The organism is Staphylococcus petrasii (assembly GCF_002902565.1).
Lineage (GTDB): Bacteria > Bacillota > Bacilli > Staphylococcales > Staphylococcaceae > Staphylococcus > Staphylococcus petrasii.
In genome coordinates this window covers 23,646-49,035 of record NZ_PPRC01000008.1, presented here as the reverse complement: position 1 = coordinate 49,035, position 25,390 = coordinate 23,646, and the positions used below count along the sequence as shown (strand labels likewise).

Annotated in this window: 24 protein-coding genes; 18 read left to right on the top strand and 6 right to left on the bottom strand. The window is 33.8% G+C overall.

The window, feature by feature from the left end; translation table 11 throughout:
• Window positions 1-168 precede the first annotated feature (168 nt).
• The gene (def, locus tag CD127_RS01830; protein WP_103297103.1) at window positions 169-720 is read right to left on the bottom strand and encodes a peptide deformylase; all 552 of its coding nucleotides are present in this window, start codon (window positions 718-720) and stop codon (window positions 169-171) included.
• A 130-nt stretch (window positions 721-850) separates the two neighbouring features.
• Here def and CD127_RS01825 point away from each other — a divergent pair, with 130 nt between their 5' ends.
• The 13 genes from CD127_RS01825 (at window position 851) to CD127_RS01765 (ending at window position 13,487) form a co-directional block, all read left to right on the top strand.
• Complete coding sequence (locus tag CD127_RS01825) at window positions 851-1,477, top strand: YkyA family protein (protein WP_103365534.1); 627 nt, start codon at window positions 851-853, stop codon at window positions 1,475-1,477.
• Window positions 1,478-1,645: 168 nt separating this feature from the next.
• A complete protein-coding gene (pdhA, locus tag CD127_RS01820) occupies window positions 1,646-2,758 on the top strand; it encodes a pyruvate dehydrogenase (acetyl-transferring) E1 component subunit alpha (RefSeq protein ID WP_103297105.1) in 1,113 nt (370 codons plus the stop codon).
• Window positions 2,759-2,761: 3 nt separating this feature from the next.
• On the top strand, window positions 2,762-3,739 hold the full coding sequence (locus tag CD127_RS01815; RefSeq protein WP_103297106.1) for an alpha-ketoacid dehydrogenase subunit beta: 978 nt from the start codon (window positions 2,762-2,764) through the stop codon (window positions 3,737-3,739).
• 219 nt (window positions 3,740-3,958) lie between these two features.
• Window positions 3,959-5,257 (top strand): dihydrolipoamide acetyltransferase family protein, encoded by a 1,299-nt coding sequence (locus CD127_RS01810; RefSeq protein WP_103365533.1) that lies wholly within the window; start codon window positions 3,959-3,961, stop codon window positions 5,255-5,257.
• 3 nt (window positions 5,258-5,260) lie between these two features.
• On the top strand, window positions 5,261-6,667 hold the full coding sequence (lpdA, locus tag CD127_RS01805) for a dihydrolipoyl dehydrogenase (protein WP_103297108.1): 1,407 nt from the start codon (window positions 5,261-5,263) through the stop codon (window positions 6,665-6,667).
• 174 nt (window positions 6,668-6,841) lie between these two features.
• Window positions 6,842-7,117, top strand: a complete 276-nt coding sequence (locus tag CD127_RS01800; RefSeq protein WP_103297109.1) for a UPF0223 family protein — start codon at window positions 6,842-6,844, stop codon at window positions 7,115-7,117.
• Window positions 7,118-7,289: 172 nt separating this feature from the next.
• The gene (locus tag CD127_RS01795) at window positions 7,290-7,829 is read left to right on the top strand and encodes a helix-turn-helix domain-containing protein (protein WP_103365532.1); all 540 of its coding nucleotides are present in this window, start codon (window positions 7,290-7,292) and stop codon (window positions 7,827-7,829) included.
• A gap of 15 nt (window positions 7,830-7,844) precedes the next feature.
• Window positions 7,845-8,939, top strand: coding sequence for an ABC transporter ATP-binding protein (locus tag CD127_RS01790; RefSeq protein ID WP_103297111.1), 1,095 nt, complete (start codon window positions 7,845-7,847; stop codon window positions 8,937-8,939).
• Window positions 8,932-9,735 (top strand): ABC transporter permease, encoded by an 804-nt coding sequence (locus CD127_RS01785; protein ID WP_103297112.1) that lies wholly within the window; start codon window positions 8,932-8,934, stop codon window positions 9,733-9,735. The genes CD127_RS01790 and CD127_RS01785 overlap by 8 nt, the downstream gene beginning before the upstream one ends.
• Before the next feature lie 5 nt (window positions 9,736-9,740).
• Entirely contained in the window at window positions 9,741-10,553 is an 813-nt protein-coding gene (locus CD127_RS01780; RefSeq protein ID WP_103365531.1) for an ABC transporter permease, read from the top strand.
• The gene (locus CD127_RS01775; RefSeq protein ID WP_103297114.1) at window positions 10,550-11,623 is read left to right on the top strand and encodes an ABC transporter substrate-binding protein; all 1,074 of its coding nucleotides are present in this window, start codon (window positions 10,550-10,552) and stop codon (window positions 11,621-11,623) included. Before CD127_RS01780 ends, CD127_RS01775 begins: the two co-directional genes overlap by 4 nt.
• 72 nt (window positions 11,624-11,695) lie before the next feature.
• The gene (gene auxB / locus CD127_RS01770; protein WP_103365530.1) at window positions 11,696-12,877 is read left to right on the top strand and encodes a lipoteichoic acid stability factor AuxB; all 1,182 of its coding nucleotides are present in this window, start codon (window positions 11,696-11,698) and stop codon (window positions 12,875-12,877) included.
• Window positions 12,878-13,001: 124 nt separating this feature from the next.
• Complete coding sequence (locus tag CD127_RS01765) at window positions 13,002-13,487, top strand: DUF4064 domain-containing protein (protein WP_103365529.1); 486 nt, start codon at window positions 13,002-13,004, stop codon at window positions 13,485-13,487.
• 84 nt (window positions 13,488-13,571) lie between these two features.
• On the opposite strand, the gene CD127_RS01760 is transcribed toward CD127_RS01765, so the two are convergent.
• Together CD127_RS01760 and CD127_RS01755 are read right to left on the bottom strand one after the other, a co-directional pair.
• Window positions 13,572-14,918, bottom strand: coding sequence for an Nramp family divalent metal transporter (locus CD127_RS01760; RefSeq protein ID WP_103365528.1), 1,347 nt, complete (start codon window positions 14,916-14,918; stop codon window positions 13,572-13,574).
• A 142-nt stretch (window positions 14,919-15,060) separates the two neighbouring features.
• Window positions 15,061-15,669, bottom strand: a complete 609-nt coding sequence (locus tag CD127_RS01755; RefSeq protein ID WP_103297118.1) for a YktB family protein — start codon at window positions 15,667-15,669, stop codon at window positions 15,061-15,063.
• 239 nt (window positions 15,670-15,908) lie between these two features.
• Here CD127_RS01755 and CD127_RS01750 point away from each other — a divergent pair, with 239 nt between their 5' ends.
• Window positions 15,909-16,724 carry an inositol monophosphatase family protein gene (locus tag CD127_RS01750; protein ID WP_103365527.1) on the top strand — a complete coding sequence of 272 codons (816 nt, stop codon included), beginning with the start codon at window positions 15,909-15,911 and terminating at the stop codon, window positions 16,722-16,724.
• A gap of 64 nt (window positions 16,725-16,788) precedes the next feature.
• Here the strand turns inward: CD127_RS01750 and CD127_RS01745 are convergent, their stop codons facing one another.
• Window positions 16,789-16,980, bottom strand: a complete 192-nt coding sequence (locus tag CD127_RS01745; RefSeq protein ID WP_103297120.1) for a DUF5325 family protein — start codon at window positions 16,978-16,980, stop codon at window positions 16,789-16,791.
• Window positions 16,981-17,078: 98 nt separating this feature from the next.
• Between CD127_RS01745 and typA the strand changes: the two genes are divergently transcribed.
• Entirely contained in the window at window positions 17,079-18,923 is a 1,845-nt protein-coding gene (typA, locus tag CD127_RS01740) for a translational GTPase TypA (RefSeq protein WP_103365541.1), read from the top strand.
• An 88-nt stretch (window positions 18,924-19,011) separates the two neighbouring features.
• Here typA and CD127_RS01735 read toward each other — a convergent pair whose 3' ends face one another.
• Together CD127_RS01735 and CD127_RS01730 are read right to left on the bottom strand one after the other, a co-directional pair.
• The gene (locus CD127_RS01735; protein ID WP_103365526.1) at window positions 19,012-19,203 is read right to left on the bottom strand and encodes a DUF2197 domain-containing protein; all 192 of its coding nucleotides are present in this window, start codon (window positions 19,201-19,203) and stop codon (window positions 19,012-19,014) included.
• 1 nt (window position 19,204) lies between these two features.
• A complete protein-coding gene (locus CD127_RS01730) occupies window positions 19,205-19,690 on the bottom strand; it encodes a hypothetical protein (RefSeq protein WP_103365525.1) in 486 nt (161 codons plus the stop codon).
• 142 nt (window positions 19,691-19,832) lie between these two features.
• On the opposite strand from CD127_RS01730, the gene CD127_RS01725 reads away from it, so the two are divergent.
• The 3 genes from CD127_RS01725 to CD127_RS01715 all read left to right on the top strand — a co-directional run bounded on the left by CD127_RS01725 (window position 19,833) and on the right by CD127_RS01715 (window position 25,381).
• Window positions 19,833-20,108 carry an Fpa/YlaN family protein gene (locus tag CD127_RS01725; RefSeq protein ID WP_103297124.1) on the top strand — a complete coding sequence of 92 codons (276 nt, stop codon included), beginning with the start codon at window positions 19,833-19,835 and terminating at the stop codon, window positions 20,106-20,108.
• A gap of 283 nt (window positions 20,109-20,391) precedes the next feature.
• Window positions 20,392-21,627, top strand: a complete 1,236-nt coding sequence (gene ftsW, locus CD127_RS01720; RefSeq protein ID WP_103365524.1) for a cell division peptidoglycan polymerase FtsW — start codon at window positions 20,392-20,394, stop codon at window positions 21,625-21,627.
• 304 nt (window positions 21,628-21,931) lie between these two features.
• Window positions 21,932-25,381, top strand: a complete 3,450-nt coding sequence (locus tag CD127_RS01715) for a pyruvate carboxylase (protein ID WP_103365523.1) — start codon at window positions 21,932-21,934, stop codon at window positions 25,379-25,381.
• Window positions 25,382-25,390 lie beyond the last annotated feature (9 nt).

The following is a 25,390-nucleotide window of genomic DNA, read 5'->3' as shown; positions in this document are numbered from 1 at the left end:
GTTAATACTCATTTTACATTATGTATCTAAATAAATAAAGCAGTTTATATTTAGGTTCACATTATAAATAGCTACATATTTTACAATAAGCTTGCATAAAAAAATGCCTAATATATTTTCAAAGAAAGAAGCGTCTTTAAAAATATATTAAGCATATAAATGTATCACTTATACTTCAACTGAATCTGGTAACGGTGTTAATGGGTGATCTTTATCGATGTAATCATAGAACATAATACCGTTTAAATGATCGATTTCATGTTGGAATACAATAGCTGGGTAGCCTTTTAGTCTTAATTTAACTTCATTACCGTCGATATCATAAGCTTTAATAGTAGCTCTATAGTGACGGTGAACCAGCCCAGGAATATTTTCGTCAACACTTAAACAACCTTCCCCAGTTGGTAAATAAGCGTGTTGAACGCTGTGACTAACCACTTTAGGGTTGACTAGCATATAATCATAAGATTTACCTTCGCCATCATCTGGTAAATAAACCGCAAGCATACGTTTAGAAACATTGATTTGAGGCGCAGCTATACCCACACCAGAACGTAATCCGTATTTTTTAGCGATTGTATCATCTTGACTATTAATTAAGAATTCACGCATAGCACGTAAAGTAGTTTTATCTTCATCAGAGAGTGGTAATGTTACATCTTCAGCTTTTTTGCGCAATGTAGGATGGCCATCTCTAATTATATCTTTCATAGTTAACATGTCATACACCTTCCTTATATTAAAATATAACAGATTAGGGGTTGATTAGTACATTATCTGCTTTCATTTGATTTATACTTTATCTTTCTATAATATTACATTCGAATCACTACGAGGAGGATAACAATTAATGAAATTACGTAAAACACTTGCTGTAGCAGTCGCTTCAAGCATTTTATTAGCTGGTTGTACTACTGATAAAAAAGAAGTACGCGCTTATGATGACAATATTCAAAAAGCTTTTGAAAAAGAGCAAGGAATCACAAGCACAAGCAAAAAGCTAAATGATCTTGAAGTGAAAAAACAAGACTTATATAAAAAAGCAAACAGCAATAATGATGACACACGTAAAAAAGCAGCTGATGACATTCTCGATAATATCAAGCAACGAGAGAACACATTTGACGATGAAATTTCTGCAATTGATGATTCTGAGAAACAATTTAAAAAAGGTGAATCTCATATTAAAGAAATAAAAAGTGATGATAAACAAAAAGAAGTTAAGCAGTTAGATGATGCGGTTAAAGATAAATATAAAGCGCATGATGATTATGCTAAAGCATATAAAAACGTATTAAATAAAGAAAAAGATTTATTTAAATTAATAAAACAAGATGGCATCACTCAATCTCAAGTGGATGAAAAAAATGATGCATTAAATAAAGCACAAGATAATTTCAAAAAGAAATTCAAAAATTATTCTAAAGCGATGAATATAGTGAATAAAGAAAAACAAGACGTCGATAAACTCACATAATATGTAGATTAATACAGTTGTGTAATTGCCACTAATACAGTTTGAAATTCTGTATCTTTTTTAGTAATACAGAAATTTGTTAAAATGTTTAACAGTACAAAAAAATTGTGGTACACTATGAGAGGATAAAATGAATTTCTATTATATGGGAAAGGTATGGTGAATTGAATGGCTCCTAAGTTACAAGCCCAATTCGATGCAGTAAAAGTATTAAATGATACTCAGTCGAAATTTGAAATGGTTCAAATTTTGGACGAAAATGGTAATGTCGTAAATGAAGACTTAGTACCTGATTTAACAGATGAACAACTAGTAGAATTAATGGAAAGAATGGTATGGACTCGTATCCTTGACCAACGTTCTATTTCATTAAACAGACAAGGTCGTCTAGGTTTCTACGCTCCAACAGCAGGACAAGAAGCTTCACAATTAGCTTCTCAATATGCTTTAGAAAAAGAAGACTTCATCTTACCTGGTTACCGTGACGTGCCTCAAATTATCTGGCATGGTTTACCATTAACTGAAGCGTTCTTATTCTCAAGAGGACACTTCAAAGGTAACCAATTCCCTGAAGGCGTTAATGCATTCAGTCCACAAATCATTATCGGTGCACAGTACGTTCAAACTGCTGGTGTAGCATTTGGTATTAAAAAACGTGGTAAAAAAGCTGTAGCTATCACTTACACTGGTGACGGTGGTTCTTCACAAGGTGACTTCTATGAAGGTATCAACTTCGCATCAGCTTATAAAGCACCAGCAATCTTTGTTATTCAAAATAACAACTATGCTATTTCAACTCCACGTAGCAAACAAACAGCTGCTACTTCATTAGCTCAAAAAGCTATTGCAGTAGGTATCCCTGGTATCCAAGTTGACGGTATGGATGCATTAGCTGTATATCAAGCTACTAAAGAAGCACGTGATCGTGCAATTAACGGTGAAGGTCCTACATTAATCGAAACTATGACTTATCGTTATGGTCCACATACAATGGCTGGGGACGATCCAACTCGTTACAGAACTTCAGATGAAGACGCTGATTGGGAGAAAAAAGACCCATTAGTTCGTTTCAGAAAATTCCTTGAAAACAAAGGTTTATGGAACGAAGACAAAGAAAACGAAGTTATCGAACGTGCTAAAGACGACATCAAGAAAGCTATCAAAGAGGCTGACAATACTCCAAAACAAACAGTTACTAACTTAATGGATATCATGTATGAAGATATGCCTCAAAACTTAGCAGAACAATATGAAATCTACAAAGAGAAGGAGTCGAAATAAGCCATGGCACAAATGACAATGGTTCAAGCGATTAATAATGCGCTTAAAACTGAATTGCAAAATGACGAAAATGTTTTAGTTTTCGGTGAAGACGTTGGTGTTAACGGCGGTGTATTCCGTGTTACTGAAGGTTTACAAAAAGAATTCGGTGAAGACCGCGTATTCGATACTCCATTAGCTGAATCAGGTATCGGTGGTTTAGCTCTTGGTTTAACAGTTGAAGGTTTCCGTCCAGTAATGGAAATCCAATTCCTTGGTTTCGTATTTGAAGTATTTGACTCAGTTGCTGGTCAAATCGCTCGTACACGTTTCCGTTCAGGTGGTTCTAAAGTAGCACCTGTAACAATCCGTGCACCATTCGGTGGTGGGGTACACACTCCTGAATTACACGCAGATAATTTAGAAGGTATCTTAGCTCAATCACCTGGTATCAAAGTAGTAATTCCTTCTGGCCCATATGATGCTAAAGGTTTATTACTTTCAGCTATTCGCTCAAACGACCCAGTTGTATATTTAGAACATATGAAATTATACCGTTCATTCCGTGAAGAAGTTCCAGAAGAAGAATATACAATTGACTTAGGTAAAGCTAATGTGAAAAAAGAAGGTAACGACATCACATTAATCGCTTACGGTGCAATGGTTCAAGAATCTGAAAAAGCTGCTGAAGAATTAGAAAAAGAAGGTTACTCAGTAGAAGTAATTGACTTACGTACTGTACAACCTATCGATATCGATACTTTAGTTGCTTCAGTTGAAAAAACTGGTCGCGCTGTAGTAGTTCAAGAAGCTCAACGTCAAGCTGGTGTTGGTGCTACTGTAGCTGCTGAATTAGCTGAACGTGCAATTCTTTCATTAGAAGCTCCAATCGCACGTGTAGCTGCTGCTGACACAGTTTACCCATTCACTCAAGCTGAAAATGTTTGGTTACCAAACAAAAATGATATTATTGAACAAGCTAAAGCTACTTTAGAATTCTAATAATATCAGTAAGCTTCAATTTTAAAATTGTAGTTAGCATATAGAAGGTTAGTAAGTAAAATGTTTACTTTTTACTCTGTATGTCAATAGTTAAGTGTACATTAGAGATATAGGACATAATAATTGAATGATGTTTAACATTGTTGATTATTCTGTCCTTGCTCTATGTTATAAATTTATTTAAATGAATGAATATGAAAATCTTAGGAGGACAAGAACGTGGCATTTGAATTTAGATTACCCGACATTGGTGAAGGTATCCACGAAGGTGAAATTGTAAAATGGTTTGTTAAAGCCGGAGATACAATTGAAGAAGATGATGTATTAGCAGAGGTTCAAAACGACAAATCTGTAGTTGAAATTCCATCTCCTGTTAGCGGTACAGTAGAAGAAGTTGTAGTTGACGAAGGTACTGTAGCAGTAGTAGGTGACGTTATCGTTAAAATTGATGCACCTGATGCAGAAGAAATGCAATTCAAAGGTGGTCATGATGACGATTCTTCATCTAAAGAAGAAGCACCTGCTCAAGAAGAAGCTAAAGAAGAAGCTCCAGCAGCATCAGCATCACAAGACGAAGAAGTAGATGAAAATAGACAAATCAAAGCTATGCCATCTGTTCGTAAATATGCTCGTGAAAAAGGCATTAACATTAAAGCAGTAGCTGGTTCAGGTAAAAATGGCCGAATCACTAAAGAAGACATTGACAATCACGTTAATGGTGGCGGTGCTCAAGCAGCTGCTTCAAACGAAAGCGCAGCAGCAACTTCAACTGAAGATGCTTCAGCAGCTCAAACTCAATCAGTTCCAGAAGGCGACTTCCCTGAAACTACTGAAAAAATCCCAGCTATGCGTAGAGCAATTGCTAAAGCAATGGTTAACTCTAAACACACTGCTCCACACGTAACATTAATGGATGAAATTGATGTTCAAGACTTATGGGATCACCGTAAAAAATTCAAAGAAGTTGCAGCTGAACAAGGTATTAAATTAACATTCTTACCATACGTTGTTAAAGCACTTGTTTCTGCACTTAAAAAATACCCAGCACTTAACACTTCATTCAACGAAGAAGCTGGCGAAATCGTACACAAACATTACTGGAACATCGGTATCGCAGCTGACACTGAAAGAGGTTTATTAGTACCTGTAGTTAAAAATGCAGATCGTAAATCTATCTTCCAAATTTCAGACGAAATTAACGAATTAGCTGTTAAAGCTCGTGACGGTAAATTAACATCTGAAGAAATGAAAGGTGCTACATGCACAATCAGTAATATCGGTTCAGCTGGTGGACAATGGTTCACTCCAGTTATCAACCACCCAGAAGTAGCTATCTTAGGTATTGGCCGTATTGCTCAAAAACCTATCGTTAAAGATGGTGAAATTGTAGCAGCTCCAGTATTAGCATTATCATTAAGCTTTGACCACAGACAAATTGACGGTGCTACTGGTCAAAACGCTATGAATCACATCAAACGCTTATTAAATAATCCAGAATTATTATTAATGGAGGGGTAAAACATGGTAGTTGGAGATTTCCCAATTGAAACAGATACTATTGTAATCGGAGCAGGTCCTGGTGGATACGTTGCAGCAATTCGCGCAGCACAATTAGGACAAAAAGTTACTATCGTTGAGAAAGGTAACTTAGGTGGTGTATGCTTAAACGTTGGTTGTATTCCTTCTAAAGCATTATTACACGCTTCACACCGCTTTGTAGAAGCTCAACACTCTGAAAACTTAGGTGTAATCGCTGAAAGCGTATCACTTAAATTTGACAAAGTTCAAGAATTCAAACAATCAGTTGTAAGTAAATTAACTGGTGGTGTTGAAGGCTTATTAAAAGGTAATAAAGTTGAAATCGTTAAAGGTGAAGCTTATTTCGTAGATAACAACAGCTTACGTGTTATGGACGAAAAAAGTGCTCAAACTTATAACTTCAAAAACGCTATTATCGCAACTGGTTCTAGACCAATTGAAATTCCTAACTTCGAATTTGGTAAACGTGTTATCGATTCAACTGGCGCGTTAAACTTACAAGAAGTTCCAGGTAAATTAGTCGTTGTAGGTGGCGGTTACATTGGTTCAGAACTTGGTACTGCATTCGCTAACTTTGGTTCAGACGTTACTATTTTAGAAGGCGCTAAAGAAATTCTTGGCGGATTCGAAAAACAAATGGTTCAACCAGTTAAAAAAGGCATGAAAGAAAAAGGCGTTGAAATCATTACTGAAGCAATGGCTAAAAATGCTGAAGAAACTGAAAATGGCGTTAAAGTTACTTACGAAGCTAAAGGTGAAGAAAAAACTATCGAAGCTGATTACGTATTAGTAACAGTTGGTCGTCGTCCAAACACTGACGAATTAGGCTTAGAAGAATTAGGTCTTAAATTCGCAGATCGTGGATTATTAGAAGTAGACAAACAAAGCCGTACTTCTATCGACAACATTTATGCAATTGGTGATATCGTTCCTGGTTTACCACTTGCTCACAAAGCAAGCTATGAAGCTAAAGTAGCTGCTGAAGCTATCGCAGGACAAGCTTCAGAAGTTGACTACATCGGTATGCCAGCTGTATGCTTCACTGAACCAGAATTAGCTCAAGTTGGTTACACTGAAGCTCAAGCTAAAGAAGAAGGTTTAGATTACAAAGCATCTAAATTCCCTTACGCTGGTAATGGTCGTGCATTATCATTAGACGATACTACTGGTTTCGTTAAACTTATCACATTAAAAGAAGATGGAACTGTTATCGGTGCACAAATTGCTGGTAATGGCGCTTCAGATATCATTTCTGAATTAGGCTTAGCTATCGAAGCTGGTATGAATGCAGAAGATATCGCATTAACTGTACATGCTCACCCAACTTTAGGTGAAATGTCTATGGAAGCTGCTGAAAAAGCAATCGGATTACCAATCCACACTATGTAATATTTAGTCAATTAGACTATTTATTCAATAACATCACATCTTTGAAGGGTGGGACTTTGAATTCACTATAGAATTCATTGTTCCATCCTTTTTTGAATATATAAGGGTTAAAAAGGGCATTAATTAAGTATTGATAGTTTTTATTTTTAATTTTTCTTAAAAGGAGGAAAGTATATGGAATACCAATATCCACTTGATTTAGATTGGACAAATGAAGAAATGGTCGATGTTATAGCATTTTTTAATAAAATAGAGAACTATTATGAACAGTCAGTTAATGGAGAGGACTTAATGGCTCACTATAAACGTTTTAAAGAAATCGTGCCTGGTAAGGCGGAGGAAAAAACATTATTCAAAGAATTTGAAGATAAAAGTGGTTATAACAGTTATAAAGCTGTTCAGGATGTAAAAAACAATCCTGATCAACAAACGTTTAGCGGTCAAAACTAATCATCACTAAAAATGACACAATTTTTTCAATTAAATAGGTCTTAAAAAGATTTATTTTGAATATTTTTTATAAACCTATTGAAGTTAAAGCTGTATTTTGTTATTTTTATTAAGCATTAAACAAAATGTTTAATATTACTAAACATGATACAGCTTTTTTAGGTGGTTAAATATGCAAATTGGTACTAAATTACGTAATTTACGACGTCAAAAGAACTTAACACAAGAAGAATTAGCTGAGCGTACTGATTTATCAAAAGGTTATATTTCGCAAATCGAAAGCCAACATGCTTCGCCAAGTATGGAAACATTTTTAAATATATTAGAAGTATTAGGAACATCTCCGAGTGACTTTTTCAAAGAGAAATCCAAAGAAAAAGTGCTTTACACGAAAGATGATAGAACGATTTATGACGAATATGATAGAGGATACATATTGAATTGGTTAGTTACAAATTCTAATGAATTTGAAATGGAACCCCTTATCTTATCTATTAAACCAGGCGCTTCTTATAAACACTTTGAACCTTCTGAATCAGACACATTTATTTATTGTCTTGAAGGATGTGTCACACTCACTTTAGGTAAAGAACGATATCAAGCAAGAGAAGAAGACGTATTATATTTTAGGGCTAATGAAATTCATCAATTACATAATGAAACGGAAAATGAAGTTAAAATTTTAATTGTTGCTACAGCATCATATTTATAAAGGGGGAATATTGAAGTGGAGCCATTGTTATCATTTAAAAATGTAACGAAAGGTTACGATGATGTAACGATTCTAGATAATATGGACTTAGAAATTGAGTCAGGTCACTTTTATACATTACTCGGCCCATCAGGGTGTGGTAAAACTACGATTTTAAAGCTAATTGCAGGTTTTGAACAACCGGATAATGGCGATATTATTTATTTGAATAAATCCATTGGAAAATTGCCAGCGAATAAGCGTAAAGTGAATACAGTGTTCCAAGATTATGCATTATTTCCTCATTTAAATGTTTTCGATAATATTGCTTTTGGATTAAAACTAAAGAAAAAGTCTAAAAAAGAGATTAATCAAAAAGTTAAAGATGCATTAAAACTAGTGAAATTATCTGGTTATGAACAACGTAATATCAATGAAATGAGTGGGGGACAAAAGCAACGCGTAGCGATTGCTAGAGCAATTGTGAATGAGCCTGAGATTTTACTACTAGATGAGTCATTATCAGCTTTAGATTTAAAATTGCGAACAGAGATGCAATATGAATTACGTGAATTGCAAAAACGCTTAGGCATTACTTTTATCTTTGTTACACATGACCAAGAAGAAGCATTAGCATTAAGTGATTACATCTTTGTTATGAAAGATGGAAAAATCCAGCAATTTGGTACACCAACAGATATATATGATGAACCGGTTAACCGTTTTGTTGCTGACTTTATAGGTGAATCTAATATAGTCGAAGGAACAATGGTAAGAGACTTTGTAGTAAATATTTATGGACAAGATTTTGAATGCGTAGATGCTGGTATTCCAACCAATAAAAATGTTGAAGTTGTAATCCGTCCTGAAGATATTTCTTTAATTGAAGCTGATAAAGGGCTTTTCAAAGCAACAGTGGATTCAATGCTATTCAGAGGTGTGCATTATGAAATTTGCTGTATAGATAGAAAAGGTTATGAATGGGTGATTCAATCGACGAAAAAAGCTGAAGTGGGTAGTGAAGTGGGCTTATTCTTCGATCCTGAAGCGATACATATCATGGTGCCAGGAGAAACTGAAGAAGAGTTCGATAAACGTATCGAAAGTTATGAGGATATAGACCATGCGTAATCTTAATAAGGTACTGATAATTCCCTATCTTTTATGGATGGTGTTCTTTATCATTATCCCTGTGATTTTGCTTGTTTATTTCTCTTTTACAGATGTAAAAGGACACTTCAGCTTTACTAATTATGAGCAAGTCTTTTCATTAAAATATTTAAAAATGATGTGGGATTCTATATTTTATGCAGCGCTAATTACTATAGTCACATTGATTATTAGTTACCCAGCAGCTTATTTTATACGTACATCTAAAAATCAAAATCTTTGGTTACTTATATTGATTATACCGACTTGGATTAACTTATTACTTAAAACGTATGCTTTCATCGGCATTTTAAGTCATGAGGGAATGATCAATAAATTTTTAAACTTTTTACATATTCCATCTGCGAATATGTTATTTACGCCGGGCGCGTTTCTATTAGTAGCAAGTTATATTTATATTCCTTTTATGATTTTGCCGATTTTTAATAGTATGAAAGCAATACCTAATAATTTATTGCAAGCCTCAAGTGATTTAGGTGCTAATCCTTTCACTACTTTTAGAAAAGTAATTATGCCGTTAACAAAAGAAGGTGTAATGACAGGTATTCAAGTCACATTTATTCCAGCATTATCATTATTCATGATTACAAGATTAATTGCTGGAAATAAAGTCATTAATATTGGTACGTCAATTGAAGAACAATTCTTAGTTATTCAAAACTATGGTATGGGTTCTACCATTGCTATCGTGCTTATAGTATTTATGGCATTTATTTTAATTATTACTAAATCTAAATCAACAGATGGAAGAGGGTGAATTAAGTGAAATGGTATGGAAAAATTTATATTGGACTCCTATTAGTCGTCTTATACGTTCCGATATTCTTTCTTATGTTTTATTCATTTAATTCAGCTGGCAATATGATTCATTTTGAACATTTTACTTGGGAACACTATCAAACGCTATTCCAAGATGACCGTCTGATGTCCATTATCTTTAATACGATTGCTGTTGCATTGTTAGCTGCCGCTATTTCTACGATTATAGGTACATTTGGTGCGATTGCATTATTTTATTTAAGAAATAAAAAATTCAAGGTCACATTACTGACATTAAATAACGTATTAATGGTATCTTCTGATGTCGTTATCGGTGCATCATTCTTAATTATGTTTACCGCTCTCGGCCATTTAACTGGTTTAGGTTTAGGATTTGGTACGGTTCTTGCTTCACATATTGCATTTTGTATACCTATTGTAGTTATTGTTGTTTTACCTCAATTATATGAAATGAATAATAATATTTTGAATGCAGCCCGTGATTTAGGCGCAACTGAGTCCCAAATCTTAGGAAGAGTACTTATTCCTAATTTAATGCCAGCCATTATTGGTGGTTTCTTTATGGCGTTAACGTATTCCTTAGATGATTTTACAGTCAGCTTCTTCGTAACTGGTAATGGGTTCAGTGTGTTATCAGTAGAAGTATATGCGATGGCGCGTAAAGGTATTAGCATGGAAATTAATGCGATATCTACTATTTTATTTGCCGCTATTGTCCTTGGTGTGATTGGCTACTACGCTATTCAACGTGCTGTAAAAAGACGTCAAGCCTTTAAGCGAGGTGTACAGCAGTGAAACAGTTTTTACAATTAATATTAGGCGCTCTAGTGATTGGATTAATATGTTTAGGTATCAGCCATTGGTTTAAGTCTCAAGACAATACCAACACTGGTGAGAAGATTTATGTTTATAACTGGGGAGAATACATCGACCCTGATTTAATTAAAAAGTTTGAAAAAGAAACAGGTATCCAGGTGGTATACGAAACGTTTGATTCTAACGAAGCAATGGAAGCTAAAATTAAAAATGGTGGTACACACTATGATGTCGCTTTTCCAAGTGAATACACAGTACAAAAATTAAAACGTGAAGATTTATTATTACCTTTAGATCATAAAAAAATACCTAATATAAAAAATCTTGATCCTGATTATATGAACATGACATATGATCCACATAATCAATATTCATTACCTTATTTCTTTGGTACGGTAGGTATTTTATATAATAAAAAAGCGTATCCAAACGAAAATTTTGATAGCTGGAAAGATTTATATCAACCAAAATATAAAAATGATGTATTGTTAGTGGATGGTGCGCGTGAAATTATGGGATTAGCTTTAAATAAATTAGGCTATAGCTTGAACGATAAAAATCCTGCACATATTAAAAAGGCTGAAAAAGATTTAAGAAACCTTACACCACAAGTTAGAGGTGTCGTAGGTGATGAAGTTACAATGATGCTCCAACAAAATGAAGGAAATATTGCAGTTGTGTGGAGCGGTGTAGCAGCGCCACTTGTTGAAGGCGGAGATAAATATAACTATGTCATCCCTAAAGAAGGTTCAAACTTATGGTTTGATAATATGGTAATTCCAAAAACTGCACAAAATAAAGAAGGCGCATATAAATTTATGAACTTCTTATTAGATGCCAAAAATAATAAACAAAATACAGAGTGGGTAGGTTACGCAACTCCTAACAAAGCAGCTCGTCAATTATTACCTAAAGAAGTAAGAGATGATCATCGCTTCTATCCTACTCAAAAAGAACAACAACGTTTAGAAGTTTATAAAGATCTAGGCCAAAAAACTTTAGGTGAATATAACGAAAGTTTCTTAAACTTTAAAATGTCGTTAAAATAGACTATAAATAGTAGTTATTTTATAATTAATTAGATATAATAATTTGACAAGTTAATTAAGGAGTTGTAATAAATGTCAGGAGAACGATACACGCAAATAAAACGGCCTGTGAGTCGTCTAACTGAAAAACTTTTAGGTTGGTTTAGTTGGATTTTCTTATTGATATTGACGGTTATTACAATGTTTATTGCACTCGTATCTTTTAGTAATGATACATCTATTCAAAATCTTGAAAACTCAATGAATAATAATGAGCTGATTCAACAAATTCTAGCTAATAATAGTTTAAATACTACGCAATTTGTGATTTGGCTTCAAAATGGCGTTTGGGCAATTATTGTATATTTCATAGTTTGTCTATTAATTTCATTTTTAGCGTTAATTTCTATGAATATTAGAATACTTTCAGGTTTCCTATTCTTAATTGCATCAATTATTACACTGCCTTTAGTATTATTATTCGTAACATTAATTATCCCAATCTTCTTCTTTATCATTGCGATTATGATGTTTGCTAGGAAAAGTAAAATCGAAACTGTTCCAGCATATGGACCCGGTCCACAGTATCAACCACGTTATAGTCCAAGAGATGATTATGAAGACGATAGACGTTATTACGAAGATGAACGTCATGACTATGAAGCGCCACGATATGAAGAAGAATATGTGGAGCCTCCTCGTAAGACTAAAAAATCTGAACGTCGCACGCGTCGTAAAAAATCATATCAGGATGATAGAGGTTATGATTATAGAGATGATTATTATGAAGAGGAAAGACCTCAATCATATAGAAATGAACAAGATGTAGTAAATGATGCTGAGGAAGATAAATATAATCAATATCCTAAGCGTGCGGTTACTGAAGAGTATAATTCACCAGAAGAAGAAAATACATCCGGCGTACTCTCTAGACAAGCAAAATATAAACAAAAATCAAGAAAACAATCTCAGTATAATCCAGACGCTGACTCACATCTTCATGATGATGCACCAGAATCAATTGAAGCGGTACCTAAGGTAGATAAAAAAGAAGAAAAAGCGCAACGTAAAAAAGAAAAAGCTGAAATTAAAGCTAAGAAAAAAGAAAAACGTAAAGCTTATAATCAACGCATGAAAGAAAGACGTAAAAATCAACCTAGCGCCGTTAATCAACGACGTATGAATTATGAAGAACGTAAACAAATTTTAAACAAAGATGAACAACATTCTGAAGATAATACACCAGTGGATAATCAACATAAAGAAGATAAATAATTTTAAAAGATTGAGATACTACACTGGTGTCTCAATCTTTTTTATTTACACATGTATCTTTATTCGTAAGAGATGAAAAATTTTAGTAAGATTTAAGTAAATCTAATTATTAGGAGGAAATGAAGTGAACCGTAAAGTAGAAATAATTCTTGCTTGGATAGCGAGTGGTTTAAGTGCTATTTATTTTCTTATGTCTTTAATATCTTTTTTCATTGTTAAAAATGGCCATAATACTACTGAACAATATAATCAAATGATGCATCAGTTTGGTAATCAAAAAGTTAACGTAACACCTGAAATGGTTAATTTTGCAATGACTTTCTCAATAGCTACTTTATTATTTTCCACTATTTTAGGAATCGCAGGTACACTAATTATTAAAAATAGACCTATATTAGCAGGATGTTTACTCATTGCTGCGGCATTAATAGGTATTGTTAATATGAGTTTAATTGCAAGTGTCTTATGGTTTATCGTAGCGATTATGTTATTTGTAAAAAGAAGTAACAATCAAAATAGAAGAGGAAATGGAAACAACTCTCCTAGAAATGAATGGCACCCAGACGAGGAATATCAATCTCGTAAAAAAGATGATCCATATATTTACTAGAAGTTTTAAAAAAACAAAAAAGCTATCTTTTAAAGCTAGATTATCTTATCTAACTTTAAAAGGTAGCTTTAATCATATTTAAAATTAAGCAAAAAACCCTCTAAATGTTTCAAAGATTAAATAAATATTCAATACGCTTAAAATGACGATTAAACTCCATGAACAAATATTTATCCACGTTTTATTATAGAATGGCCCCATTAATTGTTTATTGCTCGTTGCCAGTTGAAGCGGAATTAATGAAAATGGCAAAGCAATACTTAAAAATACTTGTGAGAAAACAAGCAATTGTTCCATTTTCCCTTCATTACCGCGGAAAATAATTAAACATACGATAACTGGTATAACAGCTAAACCTCGCGTAATCAAACGACGTACCCAATTAGGAATAGAAAGTTTTAAAAATCCTTCCATCACAATTTGTCCTGATAATGTACCAGTAATTGTTGAATTCTGACCGGAAGCAAGTAAAGCGACGGCAAATAATGTACTCATTATGCCTCCTAATACTGGGCCTAAGATAGGTTGCGTTTGAAGTGCATGATATAGATCATAGAAACCACCTAGTTTATCAGCATTAACTCCATAAAAAAGGGCTGCACCTAACACCAATAATAAACAATTGACAATGAAAGCAATGCTTAATTGAATGTTTGAATCAATGGTAGCATATTTAATCGCTTGAGCTTTATCATCATTACTTTCACGGTTATATTTACGTGATTGAACAATTGATGAATGTAAGTATAGATTGTGAGGCATAATAGTCGCACCTATAATACCTAACGCAATATATAGAATACTGTGATTTGTCACAATTTCTTGATGGGGTATGAAGCCATTAAGAATATCAATTACTTGAGGAGAAGAGACGAAAACTTCAAATATGAAAATAATGAGCACAGTAAATATTAAGGTACCGACGATTGCTTCAATTTTCCGGAAACCGAATTTCATAATGAATAGTAATAAGAAGACGTCTAGTACTGTAATCAATGCGCCAACGATTAATGGAATATTGAATAATAAATCTAAGGCGATGGCACTACCTATGACTTCTGCTATATCAGTAGCAATAATCGCGAGTTCAGCGATAATCCAGAAAGTGATGGCAATAGGTCTGTTTAAATAATGGCGTGTCATTTGAGCTAAATCTTTCCCAGTAGCGATGCCTAAGCGAACGGTTATACTTTGTAATAGCATAGCTGATAAACTCGAAATGAGTATCACAAAGAGTAAGGTATAACCAAATTGGGCGCCACCTTGCATAGAAGTAATCCAATTCCCGGGATCCATATATCCCACGGCGACTAATAACCCAGGGCCTAAAAAGGCTAAAAATTTCTGACTGACACTTTTATCTCCACTGAAATCAACAGTGTTGTTAATTTCATCTAGACTAAGTTGTGTGTGATCTTTATTTGCGGACATTAATAACACTCCTTGATTTCTTTTTATTTATATTAACCTAATCAAAAAGTTAGGTCAACCTAATAATTTTTAACGATAATAAAAAAACTTTAAACAATAGAAGTATATCTATTGTTTAAAGTTACTGATTTAACAAGGTAATTTAATAGAATTTCAAGAATTCATCAAAGGTTTCTTTAATAAACGATAAGAAATCCTTATCAGTTTTAAGACGTTTATCTGTAGGCTCAAGTACACGTGCTACAAAGAATTCGCCTTTCTTCACGTTTTTAACGCGGTCGATTGCTTGGTGCAATTCGTCATCGCTTAAATCTTTAATAAGCGGTTTATCTTGTTTCATATGGTCTAAATTTACGCGGTAATCTTCTGGTAGATTTCTTAATTCATCAAAATGTTTATCAAATACTTTAACACGTTCCGCTTTATCCTTACCTTCATGCATTACACCATACATTAAGAATAATTGATCTCTGAATAAACCAATTTGGAAATGAGGTAGCATTTTATAACCACGTTTATTAGGTGCAAAAGCAACCCAAGTATCAATAGGCGGGTTTACACTTCTGCGCGCATGTTTTGCTACATGTGCATAAAACGTTTCTCCAGTTTGTGAGGTAAAGTATTCAGCAAAATAATCACCTAATTGATGGAGTTGTGGTCTTACATGTTTATCTAATGCTTCCATGCGTGCATCTAAACCATCTACGTCAAATACTTCAAAATCTTTAGGACTAAAGGTATATTGCGTCATATTTAGTGCTCCTTTTCAGAAAAATTTAACTTAAAATTATTGTAGCATATATTGAACTTATTACATTATAAGCCGACTTAAGAAGCGAATGCGTTTAAAGTGAATAGAATAAGGTATACAATGTTGTAAAGCTAAAAATTAAGTAAAGCTTTAACGATACACTATCACGGTATGAAGGGGCATTACTTAGTTCATTTGCACGAAATTCTGTATAATAGAAAGCAACAGGAGATGATGAAATGTCATTATACGATTTTGCTAAAGGCTTAGTATTAGAAGCTGGAAATAAAGTTAGAACAATGATGAAAGAAGAATTAAATATTGAAACTAAATCCAATCCAAATGATTTAGTGACAAATGTAGATAAAGCAACTGAAAATTATATTTATGAAGCAATATCTAACAACTACCCAGAACATCATGTAATAGGTGAAGAGGGTCACGGACATGATTTAGAGAATATTGATGGAGTCGTGTGGGTTGTTGATCCTATCGATGGCACATTGAATTTTGTGCATCAACAAGAGAACTTTGCGATTTCAATCGGTATTTATCGCAATGGAGAACCTTATGCTGGATTCGTTTATGATGTGATGAAAGACGTGCTATATCATGCGAAGGTGGGTGAAGGGGCTTTTGAAAATAAACACCCACTATCTTTAATAGAAGATACACGATTAAAACAAAGTTTAATAGGCATTAATCCTAACTGGGTGACAAAACCTAAAATGGGACCTATCTTCTCAGAAATCGTTAATGAATGTAGAAGTTGTAGAGCCTATGGTAGCGCTGCATTAGAAATTGTGAGCGTGGCGAAAGGACAATTAGCTGCCTATATCACGCCAAGATTACAACCTTGGGATTTTGCAGGTGGATTAATTATATTAAATGAAGTAGGGGGCATAGGTAGTAACCTATTAGGTGAATCACTATCTATTGCAAGCCCGAATTCAATCGTTATCGGAAATAAAGCAGTGCATAACGAAATCCTCGAAGGCTTCCTGAACCCGCATAAAGAAGTATTAACAGAACTACATCAACGCTTTAGAAAATAAAAAGAGTCTCAACTGTTCATCTAAAAGTTGTCACTTTATGAGTGAATAGTTGAGACTATATATATTATAACCAATTATTTTCACGATATTTTTTCTTAAGCGCGAAACCAGCACCAAATGTTGCAATGAAAAGTATAAATGTTAAAATCATCATTGGAACGCTAGCTGCGCCGACGCTAAAACTAAATAGCACTAAGAACAATACTGCTAGAATAGATAGTACCCAAAATATACCTTTAGACTTTGGTTTTTCCATCCCATACCCCACCTTTTACTTATCTTTTCTTAATTATATGATATAATAAAACAGTTGTAATTAAAAGTGGGAGTTTACTCATGAAAGGATATAATAAAATGACTAATAGAAGAGAAGATGTACGTAATATTGCAATTATTGCTCACGTCGACCATGGTAAAACAACATTAGTTGATGAATTATTAAAACAATCTGGTATTTTCAGAGAGAATGAACATGTCGATGAAAGAGCAATGGACTCTAATGATTTAGAAAGAGAACGCGGTATTACAATTCTTGCGAAAAATACTGCAGTTAATTATAAAGGCACAAGAATTAACATCTTAGATACACCAGGACACGCTGACTTTGGTGGCGAAGTAGAGCGTATTATGAAAATGGTAGACGGTGTAGTACTTGTAGTAGATGCTTACGAAGGTACAATGCCTCAAACACGTTTTGTACTTAAAAAAGCACTTGAACAAAACTTAAAACCTGTAGTAGTTGTAAATAAAATTGATAAACCAGCTGCTAGACCAGAAGCGGTAGTAGATGAAGTATTAGACTTATTCATCGAATTAGAAGCAAACGATGAACAACTAGACTTCCCAGTTGTATATGCTTCAGCTGTAAATGGTACTGCAAGTCTTGATGCTGAGAAACAAGATGAAAACATGCAATCACTATACGAAACAATTCTTGAATACGTACCAGCACCAATTGATAACCATGAGGAACCATTACAATTCCAAGTAGCATTATTAGATTATAATGACTATGTAGGCCGTATTGGTATTGGTCGTGTGTTCAGAGGTAAAATGCGTGTAGGAGATAACGTATCATTAATTAAATTAGATGGCACAGTTAAAAACTTCCGTGTTACTAAAATCTTTGGTTTCTTCGGTTTAAAACGTGAAGAAATTGAAGAAGCACAAGCAGGGGACTTAATCGCTGTATCAGGAATGGAAGATATTAACGTAGGTGAAACGGTTACACCACCTACACATCAAGAAGCATTACCAGTGTTACGTATTGATGAACCAACACTTGAAATGACATTCAAAGTAAATAACTCTCCATTTGCTGGTCGTGAAGGTGACTACGTAACTGCACGTCAAATTCAAGAACGTTTAGATCAACAACTTGAAACAGACGTATCATTAAAAGTAACACCAACTGACTCTCCAGATACATGGATTGTTGCAGGCCGTGGTGAATTACACTTATCAATTCTTATCGAGAATATGAGACGTGAAGGTTTCGAACTTCAAGTATCTAAACCACAAGTTATTTTACGTGAAATTGATGGTGTCTTAAGTGAACCATTTGAACGTGTACAATGTGAAGTGCCTTCTGAAAATGCCGGCGCAGTTATCGAATCATTAGGTGCACGTAAAGGTGAAATGTTAGACATGATCACAACTGATAATGGTTTAACACGCTTAATCTTCTTAGTACCAGCTCGTGGTATGATCGGTTACACTACTGAATTCATGTCTATGACACGTGGTTATGGTATTATCAACCATACATTTGAAGAATTCAGACCACGCGTTAAAGCACAAATCGGTGGACGTCGTAACGGTGCATTAATTTCAATGGACCAAGGTCAAGCAACAGCTTACGCTATCATTAACTTAGAAGACCGTGGTGTAAACTTCATGGAACCAGGTACTGAAGTTTATGAAGGTATGATTGTTGGTGAACACAACCGTGAAAATGACTTAACAGTTAATATCACTAAAGCTAAACACCAAACTAACGTACGTTCAGCTACAAAAGACCAAACACAAACAATGAACCGTCCAAGAATCTTAACGCTTGAAGAAGCATTAGAATATATTAACGACGATGAATTAGTGGAAGTCACACCACAAAGCATCCGTTTAAGAAAGAAAATCTTAAACAAATCAGCACGTGAAAAAGAAGCAAAACGTGTTAAACAAATGATGCAAGACGAATAATCTAATCGTCTCGATTAAATAAAATGAGGGTATGAAATCTTTAAACTACTAAGATTTCATACCCTCATTTTTTATTATATTAATCCAACTAATATCTATCTTCATGTGACAATTCTAAATATTCAGCGTTGTTTGGTCGCTGTTTAGGTCTATCTAAGCGACTTTTACAATCATCGCACATGAATGTTCGAATTGGATTATTGCGTAAGCGTTTGGCTTCAACGGTATTCTCATCAATTAATACCTTCGTATCACAAATGATACATTGAACTTCACGCAAATTAAATCACCTCGATATGAGTGACATACTTAAATTCATATGAGTAAGCTTTCTCATCAGGATTGTATACAAAGCTATCCACTGAATTATCGTCGTATAATCTTTTGCCATCTTTAGCAAATTGGAAGAATAGATAAGGTAATAATTCCATTGGTACTTCGATTGAATCTTTATCATTATATAATTTAATTTTTGTTGCATTTTCAGATGGTTCTGCATTTTTGAAAAATGGTGTCATATTGATCGCAAATGAATCTTCTAATACTGAGCGTTTGCGATATTTAATTTCTGAATTTAATGTTGGCGGATTAGTTTGTCCTTCTAAAATCGCTCTATTCCATTCGCGGTTGTCTTCAAATTTAACAGGCTTAGTTCCATCGAACACGCCGTTTTCTATATCTTCTATTTTTACTTTTCTGTCATCAAAAATCCAAGTTGTGCTATCTAAAGTGATAGGGAACTTGACTGCACCTTTGATTTGAATCATATTTTGCCCACTCCCTAATTTCGTTCTATAATCATTATTTTATCACATTTAAATTTTCCTATTCACTGAATTAACTTGCTTTTTAATATCGAGTGAGATAAACTTTTTACATGAAGATATTTAATGATAGGGGGAGTATGTGATGCCGAAGCAATCGAATATGAAGAACGTGGCTTATGAACAATTAAATCAAGATGCAGATAGAATCTTACATTTAATTAAAGTTCAAATGGATAATTTAACAATGCCATCTTGCCCGTTATATGAAGAAGTTCTCGACACACAAATGTTTGGTCTACAAAAAGAAGTGGACTTTGCTGTTAAACTTGGCTTAGTTGATAAAGAAGACGGTAAAAACTTAATGCTTCGTTTAGAAAAAGAATTATCTAAATTACATGAAGCATTTACAAACGTGTAAGTTGACTCTTGATTAAATATATTAGCATACTGATGCTATTTAAATGGATATAAATGCAAGCTTATATATGTGATTACATATGATATAGCTTAAATAGTGGCTGAAATATTATGATAATAATATTTTCAGTCATTTTGCATTTTAGATAGGTATATACTTTCTTTCAGTTAATGTTTGTGAAACTGTAAGTGGAAAGTATATAATAGTTGAGACAGATTTTGTTGGAAAATTAATTTCAATGAACATAGATATTTTAAAATTTTAGAATTGGATGATCATTTTTATGAGTAACTTAAAAAATTTTTTTCGATACATAGGTAGAATGTCTAAGTTTATCGATTATCCATTATTAATTACATATGTTATTTTATGTTTAATTGGCCTTGTAATGGTGTACAGCGCAAGTATGGTCGCTGCTACGAAAGGAACATTAACAGGCGGTATAGAAGTATCTGGAACATATTTTTACAACAGACAACTTATTTATGTAATTATGAGTTTTATAGTCGTTTTCTTTATAGCGTTTATGCTTAATATTAAAGTATTCCAACAAATTAAAGTACAAATGTGGATTATGTCTATCATGTTTGTGCTTCTATGCTTAACTTTGATCATTGGTAAAAATATTAATGGATCAAAAAGTTGGATTAACTTAGGCTTTATGAATCTACAAGCTTCTGAATTATTAAAAATCGCATTGATCCTCTACATCTCATACGTTATTAGTAGAAAATTGCCTCAAGTTAGAGAGAAACTAAAAGTTATAAGACAACCCATTTTCTTAATTTTAGCGTGTGTCGGTTTGGTTTTATTACAACGTGACATTGGACAAACTTTGCTTATTTTAATCATTATCGTCTCAATGTTTCTATTCGCTGGCATAGGTGTTCAAAAGTTGTTAAAAGGACCAGTTTTATTAGTGATTATTAGTTTTATTGTGATAGCAGGATTTGCATTGATTACAGGTCTCATGCCTCACTACTTAAAAGCACGTTTTAGTGTATTAACCAATCCGTTTGGTTCAGAATCTGGTACTGGTTATCATCTCTCAAATTCATTAATGGCTATCGGTAATGGCGGTTTGTTTGGACGAGGGTTAGGAAATAGTATTATGAAACTTGGATATTTACCGGAAGCACATACGGACTTTATCTTTGCGGTAATTTGTGAAGAACTTGGTTTACTTGGTGGCTTATTTGTTATTTGTTTATTATTCTTTATCGTATATCGTGCGTTTATGTTAGCATCAAAGACTCCTTCATATTTCTATAAACTTATTTGTGTAGGCGTAGCAAGTTACATAGGAAGTCAAACCTTTGTTAACTTAGGTGGTATTTCAGCTACAATTCCATTAACAGGTGTGCCTCTACCATTTATCAGTTTTGGTGGTTCATCAATGTTAAGTTTAAGTATAGCAATGGGTCTACTTTTACTTGTGGCTAAGCAAATTAAAATGGATGAAAAACGTGCTATGAAAGCAAAGAAACAAAAAGTCGACATTCCAAGACAATATAATTAAATTAGTTAAATTTTAACCTTTATAAGATTGTTCAGTTTCTTCAATCTTGTAAAGGTTTTTTACATTTATGTGAAAATTTATAAAAGCCCCCTTATCTAAGTAGATGAATTATTTTATAGATGATAAAATAAAGTTATTACTTACAATAATATTTAATTATAAAGACTAAAGTTATGATAAGTAATTTATACTCGTTTAGAAAAATCTTGATTTGAAAAAATAAATAGCTTTCTAAATTATTTTAGTATAAAATCTTATTATCTAATTAGTTAGAATTTTCAAACTATAAAGGGGTGTTCATTCTTTGAAACACATAAAAAAGTTATTAGTAGCCAATCGTGGTGAAATTGCAATTAGAATTTTCAGAGCAGCAACGGAATTAGATATTCAAACAGTAGCCATTTATTCTAATGAAGATAAGAATTCATTACATAGATATAAAGCAGATGAATCTTATTTAGTGGGGAAAGATTTAGGACCGGCAGAAAGTTACTTAAATATTGAGCGTATTATTGAAGTAGCTAAAAATGCAGGTGTAGATGCAATTCACCCGGGTTATGGTTTCCTTAGTGAGAATGAGCACTTTGCGCATCGTTGTAAAGAGGAAGGTATTATATTCATTGGACCTCATCTTGAACATTTAGATATGTTTGGAGATAAAGTTAAAGCGAGAACGACTGCAATTAAAGCAGATTTACCAGTTATTCCAGGTACAGATGGTCCAATTGAAAGCTTTGAAGCTGCGAAAAGTTTTGCGCATGAAGCAGGGTTCCCACTTATGATTAAAGCAACTAGTGGTGGGGGCGGTAAAGGAATGCGTATCGTTCGCGAAGAAAGTGAATTAGAAGATGCATTTCACCGTGCTAAATCTGAAGCAGCTAAATCATTTGGCAATAGTGAAGTTTATATTGAAAGATACATTGATAATCCTAAACATATTGAAGTTCAAATTATCGGTGATGAATATGGTAACATTGTGCACTTATATGAACGAGATTGTTCAGTACAACGTCGTCATCAAAAAGTTGTAGAGGTTGCACCATCAGTAGGACTTCCTAATGAGTTAAGAGAACGTATTTGTGAAGCGGCATTAAAATTAATGAATAATATTAAATACGTCAATGCAGGGACTGTAGAATTCCTAGTTTCTGGAGATGAGTTCTTCTTTATCGAAGTAAATCCTCGTGTACAAGTAGAACATACTATCACTGAAATGATTACAGGTATTGATATTGTGAAGACTCAAATTTTAGTAGCCGATGGTGCGAATTTATTTGATGAACGCATCGCAATGCCTAAACAAGAAGATATACAAACGTTAGGCTATGCTATTCAATGTCGAATTACAACTGAAGATCCAACTAATGATTTCATGCCTGATTCTGGTACTATCATTGCTTATCGCTCAAGTGGTGGTTTCGGTGTACGTTTAGATGCAGGTGACGGTTTCCAAGGTGCTGAAATTTCACCTTATTACGATTCACTATTAGTGAAATTATCTACGCATGCAGTGACTTTTAAACAAGCAGAAGAAAAAATGGAACGCTCTTTAAGAGAAATGCGTATTCGTGGGGTTAAAACGAATATTCCATTCTTAATTAATGTAATGCGTAATGAAAAGTTCCGTAGCGGAGATTATACAACCAAATTTATTGAAGAAACACCAGAATTATTTAATATTGCGCCAACGTTAGACCGTGGTACAAAAACATTAGAGTATATTGGCAATGTTACGATTAATGGCTTCCCGAATGTAGAAAAACGTGAGAAACCAGATTATGAAACAGCCTCTATTCCTCGAGTTTCTCATAATAAAATTGCGCAATTGAATGGAACAAAGCAATTACTTGATAATAAAGGGCCTAAAGCGGTATCAGATTGGGTGCGCGCACAAGAAGATGTTTTAATTACAGATACGACTTTCCGTGATGCCCATCAATCTTTATTAGCTACACGTGTACGTACTAAAGATATGATGAATATTGCGTCTAAAACAGCTGAAGTTCTGAAAGATAGCTTTTCATTAGAAATGTGGGGTGGCGCAACATTTGATGTAGCCTACAATTTCTTAAAAGAAAACCCATGGGAACGTTTAGAAAGATTAAGAACTGCTATTCCTAATGTATTATTTCAAATGTTATTACGTGCCTCAAATGCAGTAGGTTATAAAAATTATGCGGATAATGTCATTGAAAAATTTGTAGCTGAAAGTGCAAAAGCAGGCGTGGATGTCTTTAGAATCTTCGACTCATTAAACTGGGTTGATCAGATGAAAGTTGCGAATGAAGCGGTACAAAAAGCTGGTAAAATTTCAGAAGGTGCGATTTGTTATACTGGTGATATTTTAAATCCGGAACGCTCAAATGTATTTACGTTAGATTATTACGTTAATTTAGCTAAAGAACTCGAGCGCGAAGGGTTCCACATTTTAGCAATAAAAGATATGGCAGGCCTATTAAAACCTAAAGCAGCTTATGAATTAATTGGAGAATTAAAAGCTGCAGTTGATTTACCAATTCATCTGCATACGCATGATACAAGCGGTAATGGTTTATTAATTTATAAAGAAGCCATCGATGCGGGCGTAGATATTATTGATACAGCTGTCGCTTCAATGAGTGGTTTAACAAGTCAGCCAAGCGCAAACTCTTTATATTATGCATTAAATGGCTTTAGTCGAAATATGCGTACGGATATTAAAGGGCTTGAAGAACTTAGTCATTACTGGGGTAATGTACGTCCATACTATAGCGACTTTGAAAGTGATATTAAATCACCAAATACAGAAATTTATCAACATGAAATGCCAGGTGGTCAATATTCTAACTTAGGTCAACAAGCTAAAAGTTTAGGATTAGGAGAGCGCTTCAATGAAGTTAAAGACATGTATCGTCGCGTTAATTTCTTATTCGGAGATATAGTTAAAGTAACGCCATCATCAAAAGTAGTGGGCGACATGGCACTTTACATGGTACAAAATGATTTAGATGAACAAACAGTCATTGAACAAGGTCATAAATTAGATTTCCCTGAATCTGTGGTTTCATACTTTAAAGGTGATATTGGTCAACCGGTTAATGGATTTAATAAAAAGTTACAAGACGTTATTTTAAAAGGGCAACAACCATTAACTGAACGTCCTGGTGAATATTTAGAGCCAGTAGACTTTGAAGCAATTAGACAAGAGCTTAGTGACAAAGAATATGGTGAAGTCACTGAACAAGATGTCATTAGTTATGTATTGTATCCAAAAGTATTTGATCAATACATTCAAACGAAACAGCAATACGGTAATTTATCACTTCTAGATACACCTACATTCTTCTTCGGTATGCGCAACGGTGAGACAGTAGAAATTGAAATTGATACAGGTAAACGATTAATTATTAAATTAGAAACGATTAGTGAGCTCGATGAAAATGGTAACCGTACACTGTATTATGTGATGAACGGTCAAGCACGTCGTATAAATATTAAAGATGAAAATATTAAAACAAATGCGAATGTGAAACCTAAAGCAGATAAAACTAATCCAAGTCATATTGGCGCTCAAATGCCTGGTTCTGTTACGGAAGTAAAAGTAGCTGTTGGTGATGAAGTGAAAGTAAATCAACCATTGCTTATTACAGAAGCAATGAAGATGGAAACAACAATTCAAGCACCATTCAATGGTGTGATTAAGAAAGTTACAGTAGTCAATGGCGATGCGATTGCTACAGGTGATTTATTAATAGAAATTGAAAAAGCGGAATAACGAAAAAGT